28 protein-coding genes are annotated in these 26279 nt (G+C 46.7%); 27 read left to right on the top strand and 1 reads right to left on the bottom strand.

Annotated features, from left to right (window positions below):
* Positions 1-43 precede the first annotated feature (43 nt).
* From T3H97_RS14825 to T3H97_RS14805, 5 genes are all read left to right on the top strand, one after another.
* On the top strand, positions 44-550 hold the full coding sequence (locus tag T3H97_RS14825) for a gamma carbonic anhydrase family protein (RefSeq protein ID WP_190297499.1): 507 nt from the start codon (positions 44-46) through the stop codon (positions 548-550).
* Positions 551-572: 22 nt separating this feature from the next.
* The gene (locus T3H97_RS14820; RefSeq protein WP_013371655.1) at positions 573-752 is read left to right on the top strand and encodes an IDEAL domain-containing protein; all 180 of its coding nucleotides are present in this window, start codon (positions 573-575) and stop codon (positions 750-752) included.
* Positions 753-925: 173 nt separating this feature from the next.
* The gene (locus T3H97_RS14815) at positions 926-1570 is read left to right on the top strand and encodes a DUF1405 domain-containing protein (protein ID WP_328800123.1); all 645 of its coding nucleotides are present in this window, start codon (positions 926-928) and stop codon (positions 1568-1570) included.
* Between the two features lie 243 nt (positions 1571-1813).
* A complete protein-coding gene (locus tag T3H97_RS14810; protein ID WP_328800122.1) occupies positions 1814-1942 on the top strand; it encodes a hypothetical protein in 129 nt (42 codons plus the stop codon).
* Positions 1943-2086: 144 nt separating this feature from the next.
* Positions 2087-2932, top strand: coding sequence for a sporulation protein YpjB (locus tag T3H97_RS14805; protein WP_328800121.1), 846 nt, complete (start codon positions 2087-2089; stop codon positions 2930-2932).
* Positions 2933-3009: 77 nt separating this feature from the next.
* Here the strand turns inward: T3H97_RS14805 and T3H97_RS14800 are convergent, their stop codons facing one another.
* On the bottom strand, positions 3010-3879 hold the full coding sequence (locus T3H97_RS14800) for a YitT family protein (RefSeq protein ID WP_328800120.1): 870 nt from the start codon (positions 3877-3879) through the stop codon (positions 3010-3012).
* A 239-nt stretch (positions 3880-4118) separates the two neighbouring features.
* Here T3H97_RS14800 and T3H97_RS14795 point away from each other — a divergent pair, with 239 nt between their 5' ends.
* From T3H97_RS14795 to T3H97_RS14690, 22 genes are all read left to right on the top strand, one after another.
* Positions 4119-4448, top strand: coding sequence for a nucleotide pyrophosphohydrolase (locus T3H97_RS14795; RefSeq protein WP_023989148.1), 330 nt, complete (start codon positions 4119-4121; stop codon positions 4446-4448).
* Between the two features lie 50 nt (positions 4449-4498).
* Positions 4499-5017, top strand: coding sequence for a tetratricopeptide repeat protein (locus T3H97_RS14790; protein ID WP_103048752.1), 519 nt, complete (start codon positions 4499-4501; stop codon positions 5015-5017).
* A gap of 31 nt (positions 5018-5048) precedes the next feature.
* Positions 5049-5852: a 4-hydroxy-tetrahydrodipicolinate reductase gene (gene dapB, locus T3H97_RS14785; RefSeq protein ID WP_039271105.1), complete on the top strand. Its 804-nt coding sequence runs from the start codon at positions 5049-5051 to the stop codon at positions 5850-5852.
* Positions 5853-5908: 56 nt separating this feature from the next.
* Positions 5909-6346 (top strand): methylglyoxal synthase, encoded by a 438-nt coding sequence (gene mgsA, locus T3H97_RS14780; RefSeq protein ID WP_013310694.1) that lies wholly within the window; start codon positions 5909-5911, stop codon positions 6344-6346.
* A complete protein-coding gene (bshB1, locus tag T3H97_RS14775; protein ID WP_328800119.1) occupies positions 6343-7035 on the top strand; it encodes a bacillithiol biosynthesis deacetylase BshB1 in 693 nt (230 codons plus the stop codon). The genes mgsA and bshB1 overlap by 4 nt, the downstream gene beginning before the upstream one ends.
* An 85-nt stretch (positions 7036-7120) precedes the next feature.
* Positions 7121-8284, top strand: a complete 1164-nt coding sequence (gene bshA, locus T3H97_RS14770) for an N-acetyl-alpha-D-glucosaminyl L-malate synthase BshA (RefSeq protein WP_328800118.1) — start codon at positions 7121-7123, stop codon at positions 8282-8284.
* 56 nt (positions 8285-8340) lie between these two features.
* Entirely contained in the window at positions 8341-9663 is a 1323-nt protein-coding gene (locus tag T3H97_RS14765; RefSeq protein ID WP_328800117.1) for a CCA tRNA nucleotidyltransferase, read from the top strand.
* Positions 9656-10630, top strand: coding sequence for a biotin--[acetyl-CoA-carboxylase] ligase (locus T3H97_RS14760; RefSeq protein WP_328800116.1), 975 nt, complete (start codon positions 9656-9658; stop codon positions 10628-10630). The genes T3H97_RS14765 and T3H97_RS14760 overlap by 8 nt, the downstream gene beginning before the upstream one ends.
* 345 nt (positions 10631-10975) lie before the next feature.
* Positions 10976-11875 carry a 3-methyl-2-oxobutanoate hydroxymethyltransferase gene (panB, locus tag T3H97_RS14755; RefSeq protein WP_220025327.1) on the top strand — a complete coding sequence of 300 codons (900 nt, stop codon included), beginning with the start codon at positions 10976-10978 and terminating at the stop codon, positions 11873-11875.
* On the top strand, positions 11872-12810 hold the full coding sequence (panC, locus tag T3H97_RS14750) for a pantoate--beta-alanine ligase (protein WP_328800115.1): 939 nt from the start codon (positions 11872-11874) through the stop codon (positions 12808-12810). The genes panB and panC overlap by 4 nt, the downstream gene beginning before the upstream one ends.
* Positions 12803-13186 (top strand): aspartate 1-decarboxylase, encoded by a 384-nt coding sequence (panD, locus tag T3H97_RS14745; RefSeq protein ID WP_013371641.1) that lies wholly within the window; start codon positions 12803-12805, stop codon positions 13184-13186. Before panC ends, panD begins: the two co-directional genes overlap by 8 nt.
* A gap of 82 nt (positions 13187-13268) precedes the next feature.
* Positions 13269-13901, top strand: coding sequence for a tetratricopeptide repeat protein (locus tag T3H97_RS14740; RefSeq protein ID WP_061829188.1), 633 nt, complete (start codon positions 13269-13271; stop codon positions 13899-13901).
* A gap of 155 nt (positions 13902-14056) precedes the next feature.
* Complete coding sequence (gene dinG / locus T3H97_RS14735) at positions 14057-16924, top strand: ATP-dependent DNA helicase DinG (protein WP_328800114.1); 2868 nt, start codon at positions 14057-14059, stop codon at positions 16922-16924.
* A 44-nt stretch (positions 16925-16968) separates the two neighbouring features.
* The gene (locus tag T3H97_RS14730; protein WP_013310684.1) at positions 16969-17622 is read left to right on the top strand and encodes a redox-sensing transcriptional repressor Rex; all 654 of its coding nucleotides are present in this window, start codon (positions 16969-16971) and stop codon (positions 17620-17622) included.
* On the top strand, positions 17609-18910 hold the full coding sequence (locus T3H97_RS14725) for an amidohydrolase (RefSeq protein ID WP_328800113.1): 1302 nt from the start codon (positions 17609-17611) through the stop codon (positions 18908-18910). The genes T3H97_RS14730 and T3H97_RS14725 overlap by 14 nt, the downstream gene beginning before the upstream one ends.
* A 37-nt stretch (positions 18911-18947) precedes the next feature.
* Positions 18948-19472 carry a cell wall elongation regulator TseB-like domain-containing protein gene (locus T3H97_RS14720; protein WP_328800112.1) on the top strand — a complete coding sequence of 175 codons (525 nt, stop codon included), beginning with the start codon at positions 18948-18950 and terminating at the stop codon, positions 19470-19472.
* Between the two features lie 411 nt (positions 19473-19883).
* The gene (locus T3H97_RS14715) at positions 19884-20417 is read left to right on the top strand and encodes a hypothetical protein (protein ID WP_274481708.1); all 534 of its coding nucleotides are present in this window, start codon (positions 19884-19886) and stop codon (positions 20415-20417) included.
* On the top strand, positions 20410-21912 hold the full coding sequence (locus T3H97_RS14710; protein WP_250239222.1) for an AAA family ATPase: 1503 nt from the start codon (positions 20410-20412) through the stop codon (positions 21910-21912). The genes T3H97_RS14715 and T3H97_RS14710 overlap by 8 nt, the downstream gene beginning before the upstream one ends.
* Positions 21913-22048: 136 nt before the next feature.
* The gene (locus tag T3H97_RS14705; protein ID WP_023989130.1) at positions 22049-22921 is read left to right on the top strand and encodes a 3-hydroxyacyl-CoA dehydrogenase family protein; all 873 of its coding nucleotides are present in this window, start codon (positions 22049-22051) and stop codon (positions 22919-22921) included.
* On the top strand, positions 22918-24114 hold the full coding sequence (locus T3H97_RS14700; RefSeq protein WP_013310675.1) for an acetate/propionate family kinase: 1197 nt from the start codon (positions 22918-22920) through the stop codon (positions 24112-24114). Before T3H97_RS14705 ends, T3H97_RS14700 begins: the two co-directional genes overlap by 4 nt.
* A gap of 132 nt (positions 24115-24246) precedes the next feature.
* A complete protein-coding gene (asnS, locus tag T3H97_RS14695; protein WP_250239221.1) occupies positions 24247-25542 on the top strand; it encodes an asparagine--tRNA ligase in 1296 nt (431 codons plus the stop codon).
* Positions 25543-25545: 3 nt separating this feature from the next.
* Positions 25546-26274: a DnaD domain-containing protein gene (locus T3H97_RS14690; protein ID WP_039271126.1), complete on the top strand. Its 729-nt coding sequence runs from the start codon at positions 25546-25548 to the stop codon at positions 26272-26274.
* Positions 26275-26279 lie beyond the last annotated feature (5 nt).

Raw genomic sequence — 26279 nt, 5'->3', positions numbered from 1 at the left:
CACATGTTGATAGAATTTCACCCAAAATGAGAGGGTGAAGTTGATGCTGATTCACTATAACGGAAACATGCCACAGCTCCATTCATCTGTCTATGTGGCAGAAGGAGCAAAAATTGTCGGAAAAGTAACGATCGGTCAAGATTCCTCTGTATGGTTTAATGCCGTACTGCGCGGAGATATGGCGCCTATCATCATCGGTGAACGCTGCAATATTCAGGACGGTGTCGTGGGACATGTGAACACGGATCAGCCCCTGTTGCTGGCGGATGACATTTCGGTAGGTCATGCTGCAATAATCCACGGTTGTACGGTAGGCAAAGGCACTTTAATCGGTATGGGGGCCATTGTACTCAACGGAGCGGAGCTTGGTGAATATGCTTTAATAGGAGCAGGGTCGGTCGTTACGGAAAATACCAAAATACCACCCTATACTCTTTCTCTCGGTACACCTGCCAAAGTGGTGCGCGAATTGACAGATGTAGATTTGCAGCGGATGTCACGAACGGCACTCAGCTATGTGGCGAAAGGAAAAGAATATAGGATCTCTTAAACTCATGTTGGAGGTGCATCCTATGGATAAAATGAAGGTTACTTATGAAGTAATGTTGGGCCTGTCTGCTGAAATGGTTTTGGACGAGGCATTACGTAAACACCGGAGTGAAAAACTCTACAAGGATATTGATGAGGCGCTAGCCTCCGGAGATGAAGTAGCTTTTCGTCATCTTACGGATGAGCTGAAAGCAATGAGTTAGAACAATCTTAGGAACCCTAAGTTGGATTTCAGACGAATCTTTAGTTCGTGATTATAATCATCAAACCTGACTGTAGCGGCAGTCAGGTTTTTTTGATACGCTTGGATATGATATAGTCTTTGTAGGATGGGGTCTGTAGAAGGCAACTGTCGTATGAACGGAGGATGAAGGACGTGTCGTTATCTTATTTATGGAGCCGGTCGTTCTTGACGAGCCGGCCTTTTTTATGGCTGCTGTTCTGGAGTAATCTGGTTGGAACGGTGTATGGATACATATGGTATGGGGGGCAGTTGGAGTATACACTAAATTATCACCCAATGTGGCAGATTGTATTTGTGCCTGATAGTCCGACGGCGAGTCTGTTTTTTACGATCTCTATAGCATTTTTGCTCTATTTTCCGCGTCTCAAGAGCTTGAAGGTAATTCGCCAGATCATAGAGGCGTTGGCTGTTGTGACGAGTGTAAAATATGGCATCTGGGCTTCAGCTATTATTTTTTGGGGAGTTGCGCAGGGGGGACATATGATATGGCAGGATTGGATGCTGGTGGCATCTCACACGGCAATGGCGGTCGAAGCACTGCTGTTCGTACGTTTTTTCACCTGTAAATGGATTGCCTTATGTCTAGCCGCACTCTGGACATTGTTAAATGATACGATGGATTATACATTTGGTATATATCCGTATCTTCCGAAGACGCTAACGGATGATGTACCACAAGTCTGTGCTTTTACCTATATGCTGACCCTTGTCGGTATTATAGCGGCATGGCTTGCCATGTTTGCGCGCAATCGAATGGGAGTAGAAGTGGAAAAATAGAGATGAACATTGTTAGAAACCAAAAAGAATATATATTTAAAAAAGGAATCGTGATGCTCATAAAATAAGAAAGAGCTTTAATTATGGAACTGTAATGACGGATACCAACTATAGAAATCAAGGGTTGAGCCGTTTTTTAAAGATAAATTTTGGTATATACCTCAATACGATACGATTGTGGTTGCAGATTTTGAAGGGGATACGATGAACTGTTACGATATTTATGGGCCAGGTGAAATACCTATGGATATCATACTGTCAGCGGTAACGAAACAAGAAACGAAGAAGGTGGTTTTTGGCTTTACACCAAGAGAAACAGGAAGGCTGCAATATTTCTCTGTTGAAACAGGAAGATACGACGCTATTTTATAAAACTAAAAATCAAAGCACATGTAAAGGAAATCAACGAATGTTTCCTATTTTGTCTCGGGCATAACCCGGCTTCAAACGATTTGTCCTAAAGCAAGTTCTAGTCCCGGTAGCCTTGCCATACAGTAAGGTGAGGAGGGATGTCCCATGATTAGGGGTCAGGCGTTTCAAATTATGATACGTATTGTTTCGAGTGTTGTTTTATCTATGATCCTGCTGCTGTCCGTCTGCGTCCCTCCAGGTATGGTAGAAGCACGTGATCAGTCAAAACCCATAGGAAATACAAAAGAAATTGAGGAACTGGATCATGCAGCTGCGATACTGTATCGGGATGTGATGGACGGGAACATTGAAAAAGCGCGCGCGGATGTAGCCGAGGTGAGTCGATGGTTTGGCACTGGACAGGTGCAGGCAGCGTTATCTGTAGAGGCCATTCATGCTTTGTCCGGCAGCATCCTTGAGGTGCAGCAAGCTACACAGTCCGTCCAAGCATCCCCGGATGAATGGGTGAAGGCTGCGGCCAATTTACGACTTGCGACAGATGCGCTTGCACATCCGCGCCAGCCCTTATGGCAGCAGTATTATAAGATTTTAAAAGAAGATGTTAGTGGCTTGAACAGCCAGTTTGCTAAAGGCAACATGAAGGGTTTCAAAGCTGGAGCCGCAGTGCTGGAGGACCACTATGAGACGATCCGTACAGCAGCATTGATTCATGGCAGAACAAGTGAAGTTGTCCGAGCTGATTCATGGATTTCCTATGTCATAGGATTGGGGGATCAGCAAAATGCAGATGCCTCAGCGATTAGAGGGGCGTTGGATCAGGGAAATCCGACGTTTAATGCCTTGTTTGGACGTGAAAAAGACGCCACAGCCCTGGCGCCATTTATCCCGCGTGAAAGTGAGCGCCGGGCAGAATTGGCAATCGGCATGATTGTTCTGCTGGCGCTGGTCTATGCAGGTTATCGTAAATATCGAGCTGGTTTCTCTGGATAACGATACAAAATTCGAACATTCGCGTCGTTGACTGCTGAGCCATCCATATATGTTAGCCCATAGCCCGGATTTCCGGGCTATTCCTCCTTGAACCCCTCTCCATGTACATCATGCACATCCTGTATGATAATAAACGCCCGCGGATCAACCGATTTAACAATTTGCTGCAAGCGTCGTATTTCCTGACGAGGCACGACACAATAGGCAACATGCTTGGCCTGCTTGGAAAATGCACCTACAGCCGGAATAATAGTAACTCCGCGATCCATGTCCCTAATAATAATATCCGCAATGTCCATCGTGTGGTCGCTGATAATCATAAAGGCTCTGGCAGAATAGGCCCCTTCTTGTATAAAATCAATAATTTTGGACGCGATGAACACGGCGACTAATGTATATAGAATTTTTTCTTTTGGTATGTAAAGTAGTGAAGCACCGATAATGACGATATCAATGACCAGCAGAATCCTTCCCATACTCCAGCCAAACTTTCGGTTTAGAATACGAGCGATTATATCCGAGCCGCCCGTGGTGCCGCCAAAGCGGAACACAATACCTAATCCGGCCCCAAGCGTAACCCCCGCATATAATGAAGAAAGTATAAAATCGTGTTCAGTTTGAAATGTTCCCATCCATCCGAAATGAATCATTTTTTCATACAACCACAGAAAAAAAGTGAGAGACCCGATACCTACCCCTGTATATAGAATTTGCTTGCCCCCAAGCATTTTCCACCCAATTAAAAATAAAGGAATGTTCAGAAGCAATGTGGAGAGAGAGGGTGAAATCGAAAAAGCATAATTGAGCAGTAGGGTGATCCCTGTAATACCACCTTCCATCAGTTTACTGGGTATAATAAAATAAAGCAGACCGAAAGCATAGATGGCGGTCCCGAGGACAATGGGTAAAATCAGTTTAAGCTGTTCCATGGACTTGGATATCTTCATATAATCCCTCGCAGTAGCAGTTTAAGGAAGAACGACTTCATGCTGATTTTGCTAAATCGCAGCTCCTTATATGTAGTATACCTTTTTACGGTAGCTTTAAAAGACTGATGACTGTAAGTTGGGATCATAAGTACACAATTGAGGATTTTGCAAAATCCTGAATTAAAAAAAATTTGTTTTAAAATGTGCTTTACGATAACATATGAATAAACCTGCACATGGGGGGGATTGCGTGTTTCATGGAAAAATCATTAGATGAAATTCAACGTGAGGTAGACCAGTATATATCTCAATTTAAGGAAGGGTATTTTAGTCCTTTGGCGATGTTGGCCCGGATGTCTGAGGAAGTCGGGGAACTGGCGAGGGAAGTCAATCACTCCTTTGGCGAGAAACCGAAAAAAACGGATGAGGCGGACAATTCCATTGAGCTAGAGCTGGGGGACATTTTGTTCATCACAGTTTGCTTTGCGAACTCACTAGGTATAAATTTGACCGAGGCTCATGATAAGGTCATGCAAAAATTTAACACGCGTGACGCGAATCGCTGGACTAAAAAGGACACCGATTAGGCGTTTTGTACATATGCTGTACCAAACCGGTTACCCGGAGGTGCAGTGTCATGAAGGCGGAGGAATACGTTCAGAAAGCTTATCAGTGCATTTTGCAGAACGATTTTGAGCAGGCCGTGGAATGGTTTGAAAAAGCAATTTCAGCCCAGCCTGATCATGCGGAGCATTATTTCCGGTGCTCGGTTACCTATGCTCGCAGTGGTCGTTTGGAGCAGGCTCTCGCCTATGCAGAGCATGCGGTTCGTCTCGCTCCACAGCAGGATGAATATGTTCTCCATCTGCATGCACAGGAAGCTAGGCAGCATACGGAGAAGGCCAGAAAAATGCTGGATGTCGACAGAGTTACGCCACAGGTGCGTCAGGATGCGATTTTGCTACTGGAACGAGCAATAGCCCTCGATCCGTTATGTGGGGATGCTTTTTTGCTGCTCGCATTGATTTATGACGAATTGAATGAGTATAAGCTGGCTGTGCAGGCTGCTCGTGAGGCGGCTGCACTGTTTCCTCACAATGTGCAGCTTGCCAACCTCATGAAGAAGTTATGCCAGCAGATGAATGAACAGATCTAGCACAAATGGATGCATAAGGAGTTGTAGGGATATGTCAGAACCAATAAAAGTGGCTGTTGTAGGAGCAGCAGGGCGTATGGGCCGTGAAGTTGTCAAATTGGTTCTTCAGGATGAGGAACTACAGCTTGTGGCCGCAGTGAACAGAACACATGCCGGCAGTGATGCCGGCCTTCTCGTCGGACTACCGGAAGCGGGTATCGCTATTGTGGAGGATGTGGAGCAGGCATTACTGGATAGTCGAGCGGATGTCATGGTCGATTTTACGGGGCCGCGTTTTGCGTACGCACATACAGCGCTTGCTATTAAGCATGGAGTTCGTCCGGTTATCGGAACGACAGGGTTTACCCCCGAACAGATTGATGAACTGGACAAGCAGTGTCGTGAGCAGCAGATTGGCGGTTTGATCGCGCCAAATTTTTCGATTGGAGTCATTTTGATGATGCGGTTTGCGGCTCAGGCAGCGAAATACTTCCCACATCTGGAAATCATCGAATATCATGGTGACCAAAAATTGGACGCGCCATCGGGCACAGCCATTAAGACCGCGGAGCTGATCGCCGAACAGCGTGAAGAGCTACGACAGGGTAACCCGGAAGAGGAAGAAACGTTAGAAGGATCACGGGGGGGTTACTATCAAGGGTTCCGTGTCCACAGTGTCCGTCTTCCCGGTGTGTTCGCACAGCAAGAAGTGATATTCGGAGGGTTTGGCCAATCTCTGAAAATTCGTCAGGATTCTTATGAACGGGCGGGCTATATGCCGGGTGTTAAAATCGGTATTCAGAAGGTCATGGAGCAGCCAGGGCTTGTATATGGATTTGAGCATTACATCGATTAAGAATACGCGAATGATTTGACGAATGAAATTATAGAATGAGGCAGGAGGAACTTTGAATGTTAAAGATTGCATTTATAGCGCATGACCGAAAAAAGGATGAAATGGTAAATTTCATAACGGCCTATGAGCATGTTTTTACAGATCACCAGTTATTTTCAACAGGTACAACAGGTCTGCGCATTATGGAGCAAACCAAGCTTCAAATTCACCGTTTCATGTCCGGGCCGCTTGGAGGAGATCAGCAAATCGGGGCTATGGTTGCACAAAATGACATGGACTTGATTATATTCTTGCGTGATCCGCTTATGGCCCAGCCGCATGAGCCGGATATTAGCGCCCTGTTACGTCTATGTGATGTACAAGGGATTCCTCTGGCAACCAACGTTGCAACTGCTGAAATACTGGTTAAGGCGCTAGACCGTGGCGATTTTGCTTGGCGTGAGCTGGTACATAAATATAAACCGGGGATTGACCAGCAGGGTGATATAAAATGACACTGGACATCTTGATTTTCGGAGCCCATGCCGACGATGCAGAAATAGGAATGGGAGGCACGATTGCCAAGCATACAGCCGCTGGTTTAAAGGTGGGTGTGTGCGATTTGACGCGGGCTGAAATGTCATCCAATGGTGATGTGGATACTCGTATGGCAGAGGCAGAACACGCCGCAAAAGTACTCGGACTTGCCGTGCGGACGAATCTAGGTCTGCCGGATCGTGGATTATATGTAACTCCAGAACATGTAGCTGCAGTTACAGCAGAAATACGGCGCCATGCACCGAAAGTCATATTTGCTCCTTATTGGGAGGATCGGCATCCAGACCATGTCATGTGCAGCAAGTTAGTGGAGGAAGCGGTATTTAACGCCAAGTTGCGACGTTTTATGCCAGAAAATCCTGCGGTACAGGTAGAGCAATTATATTTTTATTTTATTAATGATATTGGCAGAACGGATTTGATTGTGGATATCACCGAGCATTATGAAGCCAAAGAACGGTCTTTGTTGAGTTATGCTTCGCAATTTCAGGCAGCGCCTGGAAAGGATACAGTATCCACACCATTAAATCAGGGATATGTGGAACGCGTAAAAGCTCGCGACTCGTTGTTGGGTCAGCGCAAACTGATTTCGTATGCAGAAGGCTTTGCGTCCAAAACGCCATATCTGGTTAAGCTATTCACATAAGAATTCTATACTTGAGCATTTTGCAGAATGTTAAAATAAATCGGCAGGAAAGTTATCACTGATGAGCGGAAGGAGGCAGCTTAGCTTGAATGACAAATTGAAAATTGGAATTACCTGTTACCCGTCGTTGGGGGGCTCCGGCGTAGTGGCTACTGAGTTAGGTAAGTTGCTGGCAGAAAAAGGGCATGAGGTCCATTTTATTGCCAATAGCATTCCGTTCAGATTAGGCGGGGCGTTTCAGAAAAATATTTTTTATCATGAGGTTGAAGTTAACGATTATTACGTGTTTAGATATCCACCCTATGATTTGTCACTGGCGACCAAAATGGCCCAAGTCGCACAAATGAAGAATTTGGATGTACTCCATGTTCATTATGCGGTACCACATGCAGTATGCGCATACTTGGCGAAGGAAATGGTGGGTGATCATCTGAAGGTGGTAACCACCTTGCACGGTACGGACATTACAGTGTTGGCACAGGATGAGTCGTTGAAGGATCTGATTCGGCTGGCTATTAACAAAAGTGACGCTGTGACGGCGGTTTCCAAGGATTTGATTCGGGAGACGATAGATGCGTTGGAAATTACACGACCTATTGATTTAACCTACAATTTTGTAGATAAACGGGTATATTATCCACGAGATGCCGCGGCGCTTAGAAGAGATTTTGCCCAACCGGATGAAAAAATAATGATGCATATTTCCAATTTCCGTCCTGTCAAAAGAGTGGGAGATGTGCTGGATATATTTGAAAAAGTGCAACGTAAAGTACCTGCGAAGCTGCTGTTGGTGGGAGAAGGACCGGATCTTCCAAAAATCCGTTGCAAAATCGAGAATTTAGGTCTGCAAGATAAGGTCTTCTTTTTAGGTAAGCAGGATCAGATCGCAGAAGTGATTTCTATGGCGGATGTGCTGCTGCTTCCCTCGGAAAAAGAAAGTTTTGGTCTGGTTGCACTGGAAGCAATGGCTTGTGGAGTGCCGACAATCGGTTCTCAGGCAGGGGGAGTACCTGAACTCGTTGTGCATGGAAGTACGGGGTATCTTGCTGAAATCGGTAATACTGAGGCAATGGCTGATTATGCAGTAGAGCTGTTGTCCGATGAAGCGATGGCGGAACGTTTCCGTGAAGCGTGTCTGACCCGCGCTCGTACCGTTTTTTGTGATGAGCTGATTACCCGTCAATATGAAGAGATATATTACCGTGTGTTAGGACGCGAGGTACCGGATCTTAAACCGATCAGCGTTTAAGTGGGCGGACTCGCGTCCGTTTTTTTATATTGAATACTTGCAAAGGGGGAAACCCTATGAATACAAATACTTGGCAATATTCTGACCAAGAGATGGCATTTCATGGCAGAGAGGTCATACATACACTATCAGCAGCAGGCCACGAAGCCTACTGGGTCGGTGGCTGTGTGCGGGATGAGCTATTAGGAAGAGCCATTCATGATATGGATTTGACTACTTCGGCTGAGCCTGAACAGGTCATAGCGCTATTCCCTCACGTCATTCCGACAGGAATTCAGCATGGGACGGTTACGGTCATGCAGGGCGGCCATGCATTCGAGGTAACCACTTTTCGTACGGAAAGTGGTTATGCCGATCACCGCCGTCCAACGGAAGTTGCCTTCGTTAAGGATATCCGTGAGGATCTGATGCGACGGGATTTTACTATGAATGCGATTGCGATGGCAGAAACCGGAGAGCGTGTGGACCCATTTGGAGGAGAAGCCGATTTACGAGCCGCTCTCGTTCGTTGTGTAGGCCGAGCCGAGGAACGTTTTGAAGAGGACGGGTTACGAATGCTGCGTTGCATCCGTTTTGCCTCTGTGTTTCGGTTCCGTGTTGCTTACAACACCTGGAAAGGCATGATTCGGCGTAGAGAGGGACTTCGTTACATAGCCATGGAACGTGTGCGGGTCGAGCTGGAAAAGATGCTAGCGGGCCCTGACCCTTTACGTGGGTTGGAGATGCTGAGCCGTAGCGGATTACTCGGTTGTACGAAGGTTCCAGTTCCTTGGAAACAATGTGAAGTAGGGGCGCTCAAGGGGATCGTTCAACTGCAAGAAGAACTGCGGTGGGGCCTGCTCTTAATGTCTTGTAGACTTACCTCAGAGGCAGCGGACGAGCTACTAAGAGCTTGGACCTTTTCCAACGCGGTACGACTTCGGCTGGTTCATCTGCTGGAATGGGAGACCGAATTAATCTACAGTGCTAGTGCCATAGCTGGCGATTCCGTTCCGGGGGAGTCTGACATTGTCAACGCTGAGGTACTGCGTCGTAGCTGGATTCGACTGCTAATTAGACTGGGAAAAGATACAGCTTCAGACTGGCTTGAACTTTACAAGACACTGCCTGCTTCATTCCGCGGATTACCGCCGTGGGTAGAAAAGCATGTGGCGAAAACAGCCGAACTGGCAAGCTCGTGGACAAAGCAGGCTGTAGTCGTTCGTATCAAAGATTTAAATATTACAGGAAATGAACTGGTTCAGGCGATGAATCGACCAGGCGGACCTTGGCTAGGTCAGATGATGGAACAGCTTTTACAAGCTGTTGCCTGCGGAGATATTCCGAATGAAACAGAAACATTGCTTCAGGAAGCGAAACGGGTGATGAGTAGTGAATAATCATGAAAGATTGTTAGGCATACTGGAGGAAGGTACATCCGATTACGTATCAGGGGAGGAAATCAGCCGCCGCCTCTCGGTTAGCCGAACAGCAGTATGGAAGCAGATCAACAAACTGCGTGAGTTCGGCTACAACATTGATGCCTCCTCGCGTCGGGGCTATCGGTTGATATCCCGACCGGATCGGCTAGAAGTCTCCAAATTGGCCGATATGTTAAATACCCAATCGTTTGGCCAGCGTATCGTTGTACTGGATTCGACGGTATCCACTCAGCAGGATGCCATGCGTTTGGCAGAAGAGGGCGCGCCAGAGGGGACAGTAGTGCTTGCAGAGGAACAAACGGCAGGTCGGGGGCGTTTGGGACGAAAGTGGTATTCACCTCGTGGTAAAGGAGTCTGGATGAGCATTGTGTTGCGCCCTACCCAGCCCTTGGCTTTTACCCCTCAGCTAACGCTTCTTACAGGTGTAGCAGTGTGTAGGGCCATTCGTCGGCTGACGGGTGTGGAGGCTGGTATCAAATGGCCAAACGATCTGCTGATTCATGGTCGCAAAGTATCCGGTATTCTGCTGGAATCTGCAACAGAGGATCAACGGGTTCGATACTGTATTGCAGGGATTGGCATTGATGTGAATTTAAATAAAGAAGATTACCCGGAGGAGTTATCGCAGGTGGGAACGTCCTTGAAAATAGAAGCAGGGCGTGAAATTGACCGTACTGTGCTGATCGCCTCAGTGCTGGAAGAGATGGAACAGCTAAGTAAGTTGTATGCCGAGCAGGGGTTCCAGCCTATAGCCATGCTGTGGGAGGCTTTGTCCGTGACTATGAACCGTAGCGTACGGGCACATACCGGACAAGGGATAACTGTAGAAGGTACAGCTGTTGGCTTGGACCCTTCCGGGGCACTCGTGGTAGATACGGATCAAGGAGAGCGAATTCAGGTCATTTCAGGGGATATACAATTGTAGAAGCACCCCTAGATATGAAAACGACCGAAATCGTTCTATTCCCTGTGCAAAACTTCACGTGAAAAAGCTGATGCTTTTTGTTATACTGTGCAGGAGGCGGCATCGGACGGTCCGAGCTGCACTCCAGGGGCACATGCTCTACTTTAGCAAGTTTGTAAGACCATCATAACTTCATTTGAAGGTTACGTTGGATTCTGCTCTGAGCCGAACAGGACCGAGACAGAAGGGACGATCTCAAAATGAGTGTCTTTTTTGGCTGTTCGGACCTTTTGATGACGCAGATGTACAGGCGTTCATAAAAGGTTATTTTTTGTGCCAAAAAAAGATGGAAGGGAGCCATTCGCAATGGCAGGAAAACAAGCACTGAATATTGTGAAAATGAAAAAAATGAAGCAAGAGGGCATTCCGCTCAGTATGCTGACCGCCTATGATTATCCATCGGCTAAAATAGCTGAGGAGGCGGGAATTGACATGATTCTCGTAGGTGACTCGCTGGGTAACGTAGTTCTTGGTTACGATTCAACCATCCCTGTAACCTTGGATGATATCGTGTACCATTCCCGGGCAGTCGCAAGAGGCGCGGAACATACATTTATCGTAGCGGACATGCCTTTTATGACATATCACAGCAGCGTATCAGAAAGTCTTCAGGGCATCCGCCGTTTGATGCAGGAAGGACATGTGCATGCTGTTAAGCTGGAGGGCGGAGCTGAAATTGCCGATGTCGTAAAAGCAACTGTTCAGGCAGGTGTGCCTGTATTGGGACATATCGGGCTTACTCCGCAATCGGTTAATCAAATTGGCGGCTATCGCATTCAAGGCAAGGACGAAGCGGACGCACGCCGGTTAATGGCGGACGCCAAGGCGCTGGAGCAGGCGGGTGCTTTTGGCATTGTACTGGAACTGGTAACTGAGGAAGTGGCAACAGCGATTTCAAAAGAGCTTTCCATTCCAACCATTGGAATTGGTGCTGGACGTGGATGTGACGGTCAGGTACTCGTTTATCACGATCTGATTCAGTACGCATCGCCTTATTTCAGCAAACGCTTTGTTAAAACCTATGCCGATGTAGGCGGCTTGATCCGCAGCAGTATTGAGCAATATGTGAGTGATGTGAAAGGGCGGGCATTTCCGGCCGCAGAGCATGTGTTCAGCGCGGATGACCGCGTTGTGGAATCCCTGTACGGTAAGGCAAAAGGACAGACACAGGAACAAGCTAAGGAAAAGGTGGAATCTCGATCATGATCATCGTAAGAGAAGTGGCTCAGCTGCGGAAGGTTATTGCTGAACGTCGGCAGCTTGGGACAAGCGAAACAAAAAAGAAATACGGTTCTACCTCTTTACAGCAACATAAAGTTGGCTTTGTACCAACAATGGGATACCTGCATGAAGGGCATGCGAGCTTGATGCACAAGGCGCGTGAAATGGCGGATACGGTCGTGCTTAGCATTTTCGTGAATCCGATTCAATTTGGACCAAATGAAGATCTAGACAGCTATCCTCGCGATGAAGCTCGAGACTTGGAGGTAGCACGGCGCGAAGGCGTGGACATTGTATTTTTGCCAACTGTAGCAGAAATGTATCCACAACCAACCCAAACCAAAATTCGAGTATCCGCTTTGACAGATCGTTTGTGCGGTGCTTCCCGTCCCGGCCATTTTGATGGTGTGACTACGGTGGTAGCCAAGCTTTTTAACATGATAGGTCCTGATTTGGCTTTCTTTGGAATGAAGGACGCACAGCAGGTTGCTGTGCTCCAGCAGATGGTGACTGATCTCAATATGAACGTGACTATCGTACCTTGTCCCATCGTCAGAGAGGCGGATGGTTTGGCCCTCAGCTCCCGTAATGTGTATTTAAGTGCAGAACAGCGCGAGCAGGCGTTGGTGCTGTCTCAGTCACTGCGTAAGGTGCAAGAAGTGAGCGAAGATATAGTAACAAACACAATTACGATTCGTCAGCTACATCAAATGGTGGAGTCCACCATTACTTCCTCTCCTTTAGCAGACATTGATTACATTGAAATATTAACTTTTCCCGGTCTGAAGCCCCTTCTTCCCGAGCAGCGGCTATGTGATGTTCGGGAAGAAGTCATCGTAGCGCTGGCTGTGAAATTTGGCAATACCCGACTGATTGACAATATAATAATACAGAAGGCGGAGGTGCTTTCCCATGTTTAGAACCATGATGAAATCCAAAATTCACCGCGCTACGGTTACAGAAGCTAACCTGAACTATGTGGGGAGTATCACTATAGATGAAGATCTCATGGAGACATCGGATTTGTTGGAGAATGAAAAGGTTCAAATTGTAAACAATAACAATGGAGCTCGACTGGAAACCTATGTTATTCCCGGACCGCGTGGGAGCGGTGTTATCTGTCTCAACGGTGCGGCAGCTCGTTTGGTGCAGCCTGGTGATACAGTCATTATTATTTCATATGCTTCCATGTCGAATGAAGAGGCCAAAACATACAAACCAACAGTGGTATTTGTTGATGAACATAATAAACCAGCCCAAACGATGAACAAAGAAGTACACGCGACGATCATGTAATGAATGGGAGTGCGGATGAAACTCGTCTTTTAAGCGAAAAATGTGAGTGTATTAATCCATCTTTCATAAGGGCGGGATGCACATGTTCCAGCATGTATTCGCAGAAATGAACAGCATGTTAGATGATATCGTGAAGCATTACCCATCAGCCCAGGGCTCCCGCAGGCAGGAGCTGCTACAGCACTGGAGTCTGCTGCGGAGAATGAGTGACGGAATTATGGATGAGTGGCTGGCCTTTGAGGAAAAAATGGTGTGCCTGCGTGCGGCCGGGTTTTCCGCGGAGACCGATATGTCTGACACGGAGCTACCTGAAAAAGAGCTGCCAGCTTTTAATCGGGGGCAAGGGTATTATCGATTACTCATGTACCCTGAGGCGATCCAACAATTTGAGCAGGTACTACAGCATTTTCCGAACAGCTGGCAGAGTCGCATGTATATGGGAATGGCCTATTTTCAACTGGATGATCCAGCAGAGGCTGTATGCCATTTTCAGAAGGTGCTGGACCTGACTGAGCAGGCAGGACTGAAGGCGGTCATCTATAATGCGCTAGGCTGTCTGTTGGCAAAGCAGGCTGACGTAGAGGAGGCGCAAAAATGTTTTGCTCTCGCACATCAGTTCGATCCTGCGTTACCCGAGCCGCTGCACAATATGGAAGCCTGTCTGTCCGGTACCGAAAAGCTTCGATACGACAGCTCCATGATGACCTGGATGTAGTTGTCAGACACCGAGTAAGACGATGCATGCCCACCTCTCAGGCGGCGTGTGCATCGTCTTTTTTGGCTGTCTTAATTTCCAAACAGGCGATCTTCTGCTATGCTAATATACAGAGTTATTATTTTTGTAAGTGTCTTAAGAAAGGATTAGCCCGAATGAAATTTGCGGTATTGGATTTTGAAACGACAGGCACCCAGTCCGCGGATGACATCATTCAAGTCGGACTTGCAATTATAGATCATGATAACAGCATTTCCCGTGTTTACGGTTCTTATGTAAACCCTGGCAGATCTATTCCCCCTTTTATCACCGGATTGACCGGAATTACAGACGATGACGTCAAGGATGCTCCTGCACTTGAAGAAATGATGATGGAGCTCGTGCCTATGCTGGACGATGTTGTACTGGTCGGTCATAATGTGGCGTTTGATTTTAATTTTTTGCAAAACGCTCTGGATCGGTGCGGATATTTGCCGTTTAGCGGAAGAATCTTGGATACAATGGATTTTCTGAAAATTATGTTTCCATCGCTATCTTCGTATCAGTTGGGTTTTGTGTCTTCTGAGTTTGGGCTGGCACATGATCGCCCTCACCAAGCAGACAGCGACGCGTTAGCTACGGCTGAGGTGTTTTTAAAGTGTCTGGGTGAGCTTCAAGCATTACCTCTGATAACGATACAGCGGCTTAGCGATTTGTTTGCAGAGGAAGACAGTGACCTTGGATGGTTTCTTGATGGGGTGCGTGAAGAGAAAGAGCTTGATCCTATTCAGGATTTGGAGGGACATCAGTTTTTTCGTCAGCTTGCGCTAAAAGTGGAAGATTGGACGGAGCTAGCTGCTCCGCGTAGAGAAGATGACCCGAATCCACTGTCAGGTGTTTCCTTTGAGGAGTACATGGATGATGTACGGGACAATTTGCGTTCATCCTTGAGCCAATATGAGGAGCGCGAGGCACAGATACAGATGATTGAGGGTGTAAATCAGGCACTGAGTGAAGACAAGCATCTGCTGATCGAAGCAGGTACAGGAACAGGGAAGTCCCTCGGTTATTTGCTCCCATCGCTGTATCACAGTGTGAAAAAAGGACAGCGAGTTATGGTAAGTACACATACGATCAACCTGCAGGAGCAATTACGCGAGCGCGACATTCCGATGCTGACCAAGGTGATTCCGTTTCCGTTCCGGGCTGCTATTTTCAAGGGTCGGGGACATTATTTGTGTCTGCGTAAGTTTGAACATAAAATAAACAGAAGAGACTTCGCGACACCGAAGGAAGATTTAATTACAGCTGCTCAGATGATCGTCTGGTTGACGCTAACAGAAACCGGTGATGATGAAGAACTGAATCTGAGCAACCGTGGTGGAGATTTCTGGGAAACGGTGGCGAGTGATTCAGAGTCCTGTCTTGGTCGTTCTTGCCCATGGTTCCGCAAATGCTATTATCATCGTGCACGCCATGAAGCAGGGATAGCGGATGTTGTTATTACGAATCACTCTAAGTTGTTCACTGACGTCAAAGCTAGCCACCAGTTATTGCCGAGCTATGAACATCTGGTGATTGATGAAGCCCATCACCTGGAGGAAGTAGCTGGTAAGCACCTAGGTATGCATATGAAATATTTCACACTCGTGCATACACTGACGCGACTGTTCAAAGACAGCAAGAATGGACAACTGCCTTCACTTCGTCAACAGTTGGCGAAATCGGGGCACGAGAAGTCGACGGATTGGGCCTCAACCATCGATCAGATGTATCCGCTCGTGTTAGAGGTTAAGGAAACTTGGGACCTGCTAAGCGACAAGCTGTTTGGCATGTTGCCAGAGCGAAGCGATGCGACACCGGGTGAAACAGGACAGTTTTCTTCCCGTCTCAAACCTTCAGCCAAGCCTGCAAAGTGGGATCAGGCGGGGGCTTTGGAAAATCAGCTATATGTAACGATGAGTGAAATTTTGCGCAAGGGCGACAAGCTGATGCTGGACGTCAAGGAAGAACATGACGATTATGCGGCGGATAGCCTTATTACAGATATCACGGGTCTGCTCAAGGATCTGGCGGGGATTCGAGAAAATTTGCGCTTTTTTATGCGACTCGATGATGAAACAACCGTATACTGGCTCGAAGCGAGTGGGCAATTCCGCAGTAAATCATTACAATTTTATGCGGTGCCCGTCGATGTGAGCCGCCAGTTGAAAGAAATGTTTTTTGACAAAAAAAGAAGCATTATTCTGACGTCTGCTACCTTATCGGTAGATAAGTCGTTTCAGTACATGATCGATCAGCTCGGCTTGCAGGAGGCCGCAGATCAAGAGCGGCTGATGACTTCGCAGCTCCCGTCACCCTTTAATTACAGGGATCAGGTGTTGCTGGTCATTCCACGGGATTTCCCAAGCGTGAAGGGCAGTGTAGGAGATGCACACTTTGTAGATATGCTCGTTAGCTCTCTAGGAGCGACTGCTCAGGCGACGCGGGGGAGAATGCTCGTTCTGTTTACTTCCTATCGGATGCTCCGGCAAGTGTATGAGCCGCTCAAAGAGGTCTTAGCATCCAGCGAAATTACTGTGCTGGGACAAGGTATGGACAGTGGGAGTCGCAGCAAGCTAACCCGCCGTTTTCAGGAAGCCAAAGCTTCTGTATTACTCGGAACCAGCAGCTTCTGGGAAGGCGTCGATATTCCGGGGAAGGCTCTGACTTGTCTGGCCATTGTTCGCTTGCCGTTTCAACCGCCGAATCACCCGTTGCTGGAGGCAAAAAGCGAGCTGCTCCAGCAGCAGAAGAAGAATCCATTTATGAAGCTGTCTGTACCACAAGCGGTCATTCGCTTCAAACAGGGATTTGGTCGGTTGGTTCGTACAGCGAGCGACCACGGGGTCGTTATCGTTTACGATACGCGTGTGATCGAATCCTATTACGGAAAGCACTTTTTGTACTCGTTACCGGGACCAAAAATGGAGCATATGCCATCGGAGCAAATGGTGCCCCGCATCGCCGAATGGCTCCAATCCGCCCCGGAGACCGAGGCATAACGGACGGACACTAAGTATGTTCGTTACAATTAGGGGGAGCAAGTATGAAATCAGATAAAATTTCAGAGGCTGTCGTACGGAGGTTACCCGTATATTTACGTTATCTGAATGCACTTCACAAACGGGAGGTGGCTACGGTCTCTTCTCAAGAGTTGGGGCAGAGGCTAGATTTGAACCCGGCCCAAATCCGTAAAGATCTCGCCTATTTTGGAGATTTTGGTCGGAAGGGTATAGGTTATGATGTTTCTTATCTAATTGAGAAAATACGCCATATCCTGAAAATCGATCAGCAAATTAATGTAGTATTGGTCGGAGCGGGTAATCTGGGGCAAGCCCTTTCGAATTATAACGCTTATTTAAAAGACAATATGAAGATTGTAGCGGTATTTGATGCGTTTCCGGATAAGGTAGGGACCAAGATCAATACATTGGTCGTGCAACCGATGGATGAACTGGAAGCGACTGTGAAAGAAAAAAACATTCGAATCGGGATTATTACCGTACCTGATTTTGAAGCACAGCACGTGGCTGACAGGCTTATTGAGAGCGGAATTGGAGCGATCCTGAACTTTGCACCGACTACTCTCAAGGCACCGGCCAACATTCGGATTCATGCCACAGACTTTACAACTGATTTGCTTAGCCTCGCTTATTATTTGGAGGACGGAAAGGAAGAAACACAATATGACAGTGAATAAATGGATGATTAAAAACGGCTTTTTTGCCGTAAATGGACCAGAAGTTGGGGTAATCCATGGTTTTATGATTGTGGAGGATAGCCGCATTACTTACATTGGCGAGACTTTGCCTGCCGGTGAGGAAGAGACGGAAGCGATCGATGGTAAGGGGCTTTTGTTTTTACCTGGTCTGATTAATACTCATGGTCATGCGGCGATGTCTCTGCTGCGTGGGCATGGAGATGACTTGGCACTTCAAGTATGGCTTCAGGAAAAAATGTGGCCTATGGAAGCCAAGTTTACATCTACCGACGTGTACTGGGGTACGTCCTTGTCTGTGCTGGAAATGCTGAAAGGTGGTACAACGACCTTCCTGGACATGTACGATCATATGGATGAGGTGGCTCGTGTAGCTGAAGAGTCAGGTATTCGTGCAAGTCTGATGCGTGGAGCAATTGGACTATGTTCGGAGGAAGAACAGCGAATCAAGCTGGCTGAGGCCGTGACTTTTGCGCGTAACTGGCATGGTAAAGCAGACGGGCGTATTACAACGATGATGTCACCGCATGCGCCATACACCTGTCCACCTGCGTTTATTGAAAAATTCGTACAAGCTGCGCATGATCTGGATTTGCCGCTGCATACGCACATGTCTGAGACGATCGCCGAAGTGGAGCAAAACGTACGCGACTACGGTTTGCGTCCAGTTGCACATTTGGATAAGCTTGGATTTTTCTCCCGTCCTTCGCTTGTTGCCCATGGCGTTCATTTGAACGACGAAGAAATAGCTTTACTGGCTGAACGTGGTGTAGCGGTTTCGCACAACCCAGGTAGCAACTTGAAGCTGGCAAGTGGTGTGGCAAGAGTGCCTGAATTGCTGCGTGCAGGGGTTACCGTTTCTCTCGGAACGGATGGTCCTGCCAGTAATAATAACCTGGATATGTTCGAGGAAATGCGTCTGGCAGCACTTATTCACAAGGGTGTATCTGGTGACCCTACGGCAGTTCCTGCGAGTGAAGCGCTGCGTCTGGCAACAGAATACGGTGCAAAGTCAATTGGTTTAAAAGAAGTAGGAGCGTTGGCAGCAGGCAACAAGGCTGACTTTATCGCGCTGGATCTGAATCAGGCACATTTCTTGCCGCGTACAGATCTTATTTCCCATGCGGTATACTCTGCAAGCGCCAAAGACGTGGCTCACGTATGGGTAGACGGTCGTCAGGTTGTGAAAAACGGCGAATGCCTGACTATGGACGAGGAACGTATCAAACATGAGGCACAAGCCGCCTTTGAAGGGCTGCTGTCGCGCTAATTCAGGTGTCACATCCCCTTAGAGAGGAAGCACGGGTTTGAAAAATAAGAAAAAGTGGATAGCGGTCGCCATTTTGGCCGTGATACTGATCCTGGTCAGCATTTTCTGGTATTATTCCTATGTTACTCAAGACCAGGTGGCTGAGGAAAATGCCGCTATCATTAAGGCTAAGCAATCAGGTGGTCTGGTTAGCACGACTCAAACATGGAAGACTGTGTGGGATCAGGTATATTGGGTGGTTCAAGGGAAAAATGCACAGAATGAAAATATAATGGTTTGGGTTCCTTTTCAAAAAGTGGAGGGACAACCTAACATACCTGCCGCGGATAATAGCGGTGTTCATACCGAGCTGCTGAAAAACGGAGTCGACGAGCAAAAAATGACGGCGCTAATTCAGCAGCAGCTTCCAAATGTAAAAATTGTAAGCCTCCAGCCGAGTGTGTTCAATGGCGAATATGTGTGGCAACTGTTTTACGATGATGGAAGCCATCATTACTATACCTTTTACCGTTTTTCAGATGGGGGAGCGACGGGTGTAAAGTATACTTTGCCCAATAACTGAGCGGTGTGAGGATTGGCAGATGTGGAATGAATGACTAGTAAATGATTAAAAGCTCAAGAAAAAGACGTAAATACGATGAAATTCGTATTTACGTCTTTTAGTCTTGCTATGCCGTAAAGATGAGCTGAAAGCCAGCGAAATTCATCTTTATGGCGGGCAGCAGCGATCGTAAGATCAAATCCTACACGCAGCGTCACACCTCCACCATAACCAAAGATTTTGCCTCATCACAACTCCTCCACACATTGCCTTCGATATTAGATATACGTTATGATATACTATATTTTATAAGTGATAGACAAAAATGATAGAAAAAAGAATTGCTGATCACTGTAAGATCATGCAATTTGGTTGTTTGTTGACATTCGTCCCGTTTCTTCTGAGTTTTACATTTTGAGAGGAGGATGTTGTTTGAAATTGCGTGCAGTTCCTATCGTTGTGGCGGCAGTTTTGGCAGCTTTGCTGCTATTTGGGGGATGGTTCATTTACCGTCAGGTTACAATGCAAAGTCCTTTGGAAAAAATAGTTTCTCAATATCCAGGCGTGACAAGCGCTCAAATAGATATTAAACAGGATCAGGTCGTATTGAAACTAGATCTCAAACCGCAGGCGGATGTTGCCGGATTGGTCGATGTAGTTAAGCAAAAGGGACAATCCATCATTGGCAGCCGCACCATTAAGCTGGATATCGCAGATCATTCCAATGTAGCACTAAATCAATGGTGGTCTGAGGCTATGTTTCCTGTAGCCGAAGCGATGGAAAATAAAAAGTATACTCAAATTTCATCTACAGTTGAGCAGATGAAAAAGAAAAAGACGGGTATCAAAGCTGATACCGACATGGATTCGAACAATGTCTATATCCGACTCAGCGAAGGTAAAGCGACCAAGTTTATCGTTTTGCCACGTCAATCTCAGCAAATGGGGGTATGGCCTAATGCCTAGATGGATCAAGGAAATATTAATCGGCATTGTGCCGATAACCATTATATTTCTCGTTTTTATAGGGGTAAATATTATCCCTCTTTTAATTGCTGGCGTGATGCTCAGCGGCTTGTTAATGCTCATGCATGCGCGTGGCGGCTTGGCCGTAGGTGCTGGGCAAGAGCGCAAACGTAAAAAAATTGGTCCGGACAAGCTGACTTTTGAGGAAATCGGTGGGCAAGAAAGCGCTAAGCAGGAACTGCGCGAGGCCTTGGATTTTTTGAATCGACATGATGAAATTTCTAAGTTTGGTATCCGTCCATTAAAAGGCGTTCTGCTCACAGGTCCTCCGGGAACAGGAAAAACGCTGATGGCGAAGGCAGCGGCACACTACACTAATTCTGTATTTGTTGCAGCCTCAGGTAGTGAATTTGTTGAAATGTACGTTGGTGTTGGAGCAGGTCGTGTCCGTGAGTTGTTTCGGGAGGCACGTACTCGTGCAGCCAAGGAAAAGAAGGAAAATGCAATTATTTTTATTGACGAAATCGACGTAATTGGTGGTAAACGTGAGGGTGGACAGCAACGAGAATATGATCAGACTTTGAATCAGTTGCTGACAGAAATGGATGGTATTTATTCGGCAGATACACCGCGGATTTTGATCATTGCGGCAACAAACCGCAAAGAAATGCTGGACAGCGCCTTAACGCGTCCAGGGCGTTTTGACCGTCATATTCAAGTGGATTTGCCTGATAAGAAAGGCCGCCTTCATATTCTTAAAATTCATGCCAAGAACAAACCGATTCAAGAAGATGCGAATCTCGATAAAATTGCCGAGGAATCTTACGGGTTTTCCGGCGCACAGCTGGAGAGCGTGATGAATGAAGCGGCAATCTATGCGATGAGACAAGATCAGAAAATGATTGCGCAGAAGCATCTGTCGATGGCAATCGATAAAGTGATGATGGGTGAAAAGACTGATCGAGAATCGACGTTGGAAGAGAAAAAACGTGTAGCGATTCATGAACTAGGACATGCTATTATGGCTGAAATTGTTCGTCCCGGCAGCGTAAGCCAGGTAGCACTTAGCCCACGTGGGAAAGCGCTTGGTTATGTGCGCCACAATCCACAGCAAGAGCATTATTTATATACCAAGCAGTTCCTGGAGGAGCAAATTATGATCTCGCTTGCAGGGGCTACGGCGGAAGAAATGTACTATGGCGGTCGCAGTACCGGCTCAAGTAATGATTTTGAGCAGGCTCTGAACATCGTCCATACGATGATGACTTCCGGTTTGACTTCCCTTGGCATTATTAACATGGAAATGGTAACCAAAGAAGAACTTATGCGGGAAAATGGCGAGATTATGGCTGACCTGCATACCCGAACTTTGGAGCTGCTGGAAAAGCATCGTCCTGTGTTCGACAACTCACTTGACATCCTGATGAAGGAAGAAACTCTGTCTGGAGACCAATTTAGATGTCAATTTAGTGAAAATGCTTTATTACCAGCATAATTTTTTATGCTGGTTATTTTTTTTTACTTTTAGTCCGTGCTAAGATATTATTATCTATTGGGACATAAACATGTATTTTTCGACAAAGAAGGATACAATATATGAGAGTGACCAGGAAAGGGTGGAGTAAAGAATCATGCAATTTAAAAAAATCGGCGTCATCGGCGGCGGCACCATGGGACAGGGGATTTCTGAAATGCTCGCGTCCAAAGGAATCGATGTGCTGCTGGTAGAGCAGACACCAGAGAAACTAGACTACGCCTATAATATGATTGAAACGAGTCTGGATAAACAACTGGAGAAGTGGGCAATTACTCAAGCTGAGAAAAAATTGATCTTATCCCGTATTCAAAAAGTAATCCATTTGGCGGAGCTCGGCAGCTGCGATATGGTCATTGAGACGATTACAGAGAATCTAGACGAGAAGAAAGCAGTGTTCCAAGAGCTGGACCATGTGTGTCCAAGCAATATTATTCTTGCAAGTAATACATCCACGCTGAGCCTGACCGAGCTTGCCAGCTCGACCAAGTATCCTGAGCGTGTTATTGGTATGCACTTTATTTATCCAGTATCCCGTATTGATCTTGTAGAAATTATTCGTGGTTTGAAAACTTCGGACGATACATTTGAAAACACTAAAATGTTTGTGGAAGAAATAGTGGAGAAAAAAGGAGTCATGATTTACGAATCTCCTGGATTCGTAACAAGCCGGATAATCTGTCTGTTGATTAACGAAGCGGCTCATGTACTTCAAGAGGGCGTAGCTTCCGCTGATGATATCGACGACGCTATGCGAATCGGCTATAACTTCCAAAGCGGTCCTTTGGAAATGGCTGACCGCTTTGGTCTGGATTCCGTTTTGGCTGCTCTGGAGCGTATGTTCCGTGAATTCGGCGAATTGAAATATCGTCCGTCCATCGTACTGAAGAAAATGGTGCGTGCAGGTAATCTGGGCGTAAAATCGGGCGAAGGCTTCTTTAAGTACGACAAGGATGGTGACCGGATATGAAAATTCTCGTAATCAATGCAGGGAGTTCTTCCCTGAAATACCAATTGTATGATATGACGGACGAGTCCGTTCTGGCAAAGGGATTGGTAGAGCGCATCGGTATGGATTCCTCCATTCTGACGCATAAGCCAACCAATAAAGAAGAATACACTGAAGTTAGCGAAATTTTGGAACATACTACAGCCATCCGTAAAGTGCTGAACGCACTCACAGATGCAGAACATGGTGTAATCTCCAGTACTAGCGAAATTCAGGCTGTGGGCCACCGTGTGGTTCATGGAGGCGAAATCTTCAAACAGTCAGCAGTTGTAACGCCTGAAGCGAAAAGTGAAATCCGCCGCTTATTCGACCTGGCGCCACTGCATAACCCTGCTTCCATGATGGGGATTAAAGCAGCTGAATTAAATATGCCAGATGTACCGCAGGTTGTAGTATTCGATACCTCGTTCCATCAAACCATGCCAGAAAAAGCTTATATGTACGCCATTCCAAGAGTGTTGTACAATAAGTACAAGGTTCGTCGTTACGGTGCCCACGGTACTTCCCATGACTTTGTGAGTAAGGAAGCAGCCAAATTCCTTGGTCGTCCTTTGGAAGACCTGAAGATTATCACTTGTCATATCGGTAATGGTGGTAGTGTAACAGCAGTTCAAGGCGGTTTGTCTGTTGATACTTCCATGGGGATGACTCCACTGGAAGGTCTTATGATGGGTACTCGTAGTGGTGATTTGGACCCAGCAATCGTACCTTATGTCATGAACAAAGAAGAATTGACTGTCAATGAAGTCAATTCTATGCTGAACAAGCATAGTGGACTTTTAGCTATTTCCGGTATCAGCAGTGACATGCGTGAAATCACAGAAGGTATGGAAAAAGGCGAAGCTAATTCTACATTGGCATTCGAAATGTATGAATACCGTCTGCGCAAATACATTGGATCGTATGCTGCCGCAATGAACGGAGTAGACGTAATTGCATTTACAGCAGGTGTAGGCGAGAACTCCATCGTTCTGCGTAAGAGAGTGTTGGAGCAACTGACATTCCTCGGTATCGAGCTGGATGAATCATTGAATGCTATTCGTTCTGGCGAGCCTCGCCGGATTACAACTGCAAATTCAAAGGTAGAAGTACTGATCATTCCGACGAACGAAGAACTGGTTATTGCCCGCGACACGTTCCGTCTGGTTCAGTAGTTCGATTCGAAAGTGTAAACTTTATGCATGCGGACTATTGTTTGAGTTCTGCATGCACTAAACAGCGAGAGCAAACAGCCTAACCCAGGGGGAAGGGCTGTTTGATTTTCGGTTAAGAGGAGAGAGACGGTCATGACGAATAAAAGTACTATTGCCCAAGTGGGCCGCCATGTAGGGGAAACGGTTACAATCGGCGCTTGGGTAAACAATAAACGATCTAGTGGTAAAATTCAGTTCCTGCAACTGCGCGATGGTAGCGGGTATATTCAAGGGGTTATCGTGAAAAGCGAAGTGTCCGAGGAAATTTGGAATGACGCCAAATCCTTGACTCAAGAGAGCTCCCTTTACGTTACTGGAGTAGTACGTGAAGAACCGCGTAGCCAATCGGGCTTTGAATTAACGGTTACAGGCATTGAAATTATTCATTTGACCGAAAACTACCCGATTACACCTAAAGAACACGGTGTAGATTTCTTGATGGATCATCGTCATTTGTGGCTGCGTTCTGCCAAGCAACGTGCTGTTCTGATCGTACGAGCGGAAATTATCCGTGCTGTACAGGAATTCTTTAACAGCAACGGCTTTACGAAGGTGGACCCACCTATTTTGACCCCTTCCTCTGCAGAAGGCACAACAGAGTTGTTCCATATTAAATATTTTGACGAAGATGCATATTTGACACAAAGCGGACAGTTGTATATGGAAGCCGCGGCAATGGCGCTGGGCAAAGTATATTCTTTTGGTCCAACTTTCCGTGCGGAAAAGTCCAAAACACGTCGTCACCTGATTGAGTTCTGGATGATCGAGCCTGAGATGGCTTTTGTGGATCATGAAGAATCCTTACGCGTTCAGGAGCAGTTTGTAAGCCATATCGTGCAATCTGTTCTGAAAAATTGTGCGAAGGAGCTTGAAACCATCGGACGCGATGTTTCGAAGCTGGAACAAATTCAAGGCGAATTCCCACGTATTACGTATGATGAGGCGATTGCCTTCCTTCAAGGTGAAGGATTTGATATCCCATGGGGGGAAGACTTTGGTGCTCCTCATGAAACGGCGATTGCCGAAAGATATAACAAACCTGTGTTCATTACACATTGGCCGACTCACATTAAGGCATTCTATATGAAACCAGACCCAACCCGTCCAGAGGTTGTTCTGTGTGCCGATATGATCGCTCCTGAAGGCTATGGCGAAATTATCGGGGGTTCCCAACGGATTGATGATCCAGCATTGATGGAAGAACGTTTTAACGAGCATAACTTGGCTCGTGAAGCCTACCAATGGTATATGGATCTGCGCACCTATGGTACCGTTCCGCATTCCGGCTTTGGACTGGGCCTGGAGCGTACAGTAGCATGGATTTGTGGACTCGATCATGTACGTGAAACGATTCCGTTCCCACGTATGCTGTATCGTTTGTATCCGTAACCGATGACCGGATCATTCGACAAGACATCAGCGGCAGAATGGGCGGAGGGAGTAGCCTTTGCTATGGAAGCCGGAATGGTCCAGATTCCCTACGCCCTGCTCAAGCATTATCGAACACTTCGGCTGGCAGATGGCGAAATGCTGCTACTGATGCAGTTGCTTGCCTTTAAACAAGCGGAACGTAATGAGTTTCCGACATGGGAGCAATTGCAGGCCCGTATCGGATGCACTGCGAACGAAATCGCGCTCTATTTCAGCAAGCTCATGAAAGAAGGATTTTTGAGAATCGATTCCGTAGAAGACCGTAGTTCATCCGTACAATTCGAACGTTACAATTTGACGGGGCTATATCGTAAGTTGGCAGAATGTATGATCGCCGAACGTAACGAGCAGCCTGATGAAGATGACATTTTGTTTGCCGGAAAGCCGGATTTACTGAATGGAATATCGGAATCCCCGCTTACAGAAGAACGGAATTTGTTCACGATTTTCGAGAAAGAATTCGGACGACCATTATCACCGATGGAATACGAGACGATCACCAGCTGGGTGGATCAGGATCGGTATCCCGAGGAGCTGATTTTGCTGGCTTTGAAGGAAGCGGTATTTGCAGGGAAAGTACATTTTCGGTATATAGACCGTATTTTGCTGGAGTGGAGCCGAAACCGTGTTCGTAATGCACAGGATGCCAAAGAATACGCCCAGCGATTCCGTGGTGGTGGACGCAATTGATATAT

Origin of the sequence: Paenibacillus sp. LX16, from assembly GCF_036252815.1 — a bacterium.
Lineage (GTDB): Bacteria > Bacillota > Bacilli > Paenibacillales > Paenibacillaceae > Paenibacillus > Paenibacillus polymyxa_B.
This window is presented reverse-complemented; position numbering and strand designations above follow the sequence as displayed.

Bases quoted from the DNA above. Each gene is read 5' to 3' on its own strand.
- panB (WP_220025327.1), top strand. From the start codon at position 10,976: ATGGCAGGAAAACAAGCACTGAATATTGTGAAAATGAAAAAAATGAAG.
- T3H97_RS14800 (WP_328800120.1), bottom strand. From the start codon at position 3,879: ATGAAGATATCCAAGTCCATGGAACAGCTTAAACTGATTTTACCCATT.
- panC (WP_328800115.1), top strand. From the start codon at position 11,872: ATGATCATCGTAAGAGAAGTGGCTCAGCTGCGGAAGGTTATTGCTGAA.
- T3H97_RS14725 (WP_328800113.1), top strand. From the start codon at position 17,609: ATGACAGTGAATAAATGGATGATTAAAAACGGCTTTTTTGCCGTAAAT.
- T3H97_RS14690 (WP_039271126.1), top strand. From the start codon at position 25,546: ATGACCGGATCATTCGACAAGACATCAGCGGCAGAATGGGCGGAGGGA.
- T3H97_RS14810 (WP_328800122.1), top strand. From the start codon at position 1,814: ATGGATATCATACTGTCAGCGGTAACGAAACAAGAAACGAAGAAGGTG.
- dapB (WP_039271105.1), top strand. From the start codon at position 5,049: ATGTCAGAACCAATAAAAGTGGCTGTTGTAGGAGCAGCAGGGCGTATG.
- T3H97_RS14820 (WP_013371655.1), top strand. From the start codon at position 573: ATGGATAAAATGAAGGTTACTTATGAAGTAATGTTGGGCCTGTCTGCT.
- T3H97_RS14705 (WP_023989130.1), top strand. From the start codon at position 22,049: ATGCAATTTAAAAAAATCGGCGTCATCGGCGGCGGCACCATGGGACAG.
- T3H97_RS14790 (WP_103048752.1), top strand. From the start codon at position 4,499: ATGAAGGCGGAGGAATACGTTCAGAAAGCTTATCAGTGCATTTTGCAG.
- asnS (WP_250239221.1), top strand. From the start codon at position 24,247: ATGACGAATAAAAGTACTATTGCCCAAGTGGGCCGCCATGTAGGGGAA.
- T3H97_RS14765 (WP_328800117.1), top strand. From the start codon at position 8,341: ATGAATACAAATACTTGGCAATATTCTGACCAAGAGATGGCATTTCAT.
- T3H97_RS14730 (WP_013310684.1), top strand. From the start codon at position 16,969: ATGAAATCAGATAAAATTTCAGAGGCTGTCGTACGGAGGTTACCCGTA.
- mgsA (WP_013310694.1), top strand. From the start codon at position 5,909: ATGTTAAAGATTGCATTTATAGCGCATGACCGAAAAAAGGATGAAATG.
- dinG (WP_328800114.1), top strand. From the start codon at position 14,057: ATGAAATTTGCGGTATTGGATTTTGAAACGACAGGCACCCAGTCCGCG.
- bshB1 (WP_328800119.1), top strand. From the start codon at position 6,343: ATGACACTGGACATCTTGATTTTCGGAGCCCATGCCGACGATGCAGAA.
- T3H97_RS14825 (WP_190297499.1), top strand. From the start codon at position 44: ATGCTGATTCACTATAACGGAAACATGCCACAGCTCCATTCATCTGTC.
- T3H97_RS14700 (WP_013310675.1), top strand. From the start codon at position 22,918: ATGAAAATTCTCGTAATCAATGCAGGGAGTTCTTCCCTGAAATACCAA.
- T3H97_RS14805 (WP_328800121.1), top strand. From the start codon at position 2,087: ATGATTAGGGGTCAGGCGTTTCAAATTATGATACGTATTGTTTCGAGT.
- T3H97_RS14710 (WP_250239222.1), top strand. From the start codon at position 20,410: ATGCCTAGATGGATCAAGGAAATATTAATCGGCATTGTGCCGATAACC.
- panD (WP_013371641.1), top strand. From the start codon at position 12,803: ATGTTTAGAACCATGATGAAATCCAAAATTCACCGCGCTACGGTTACA.
- T3H97_RS14740 (WP_061829188.1), top strand. From the start codon at position 13,269: ATGTTCCAGCATGTATTCGCAGAAATGAACAGCATGTTAGATGATATC.
- T3H97_RS14795 (WP_023989148.1), top strand. From the start codon at position 4,119: ATGGAAAAATCATTAGATGAAATTCAACGTGAGGTAGACCAGTATATA.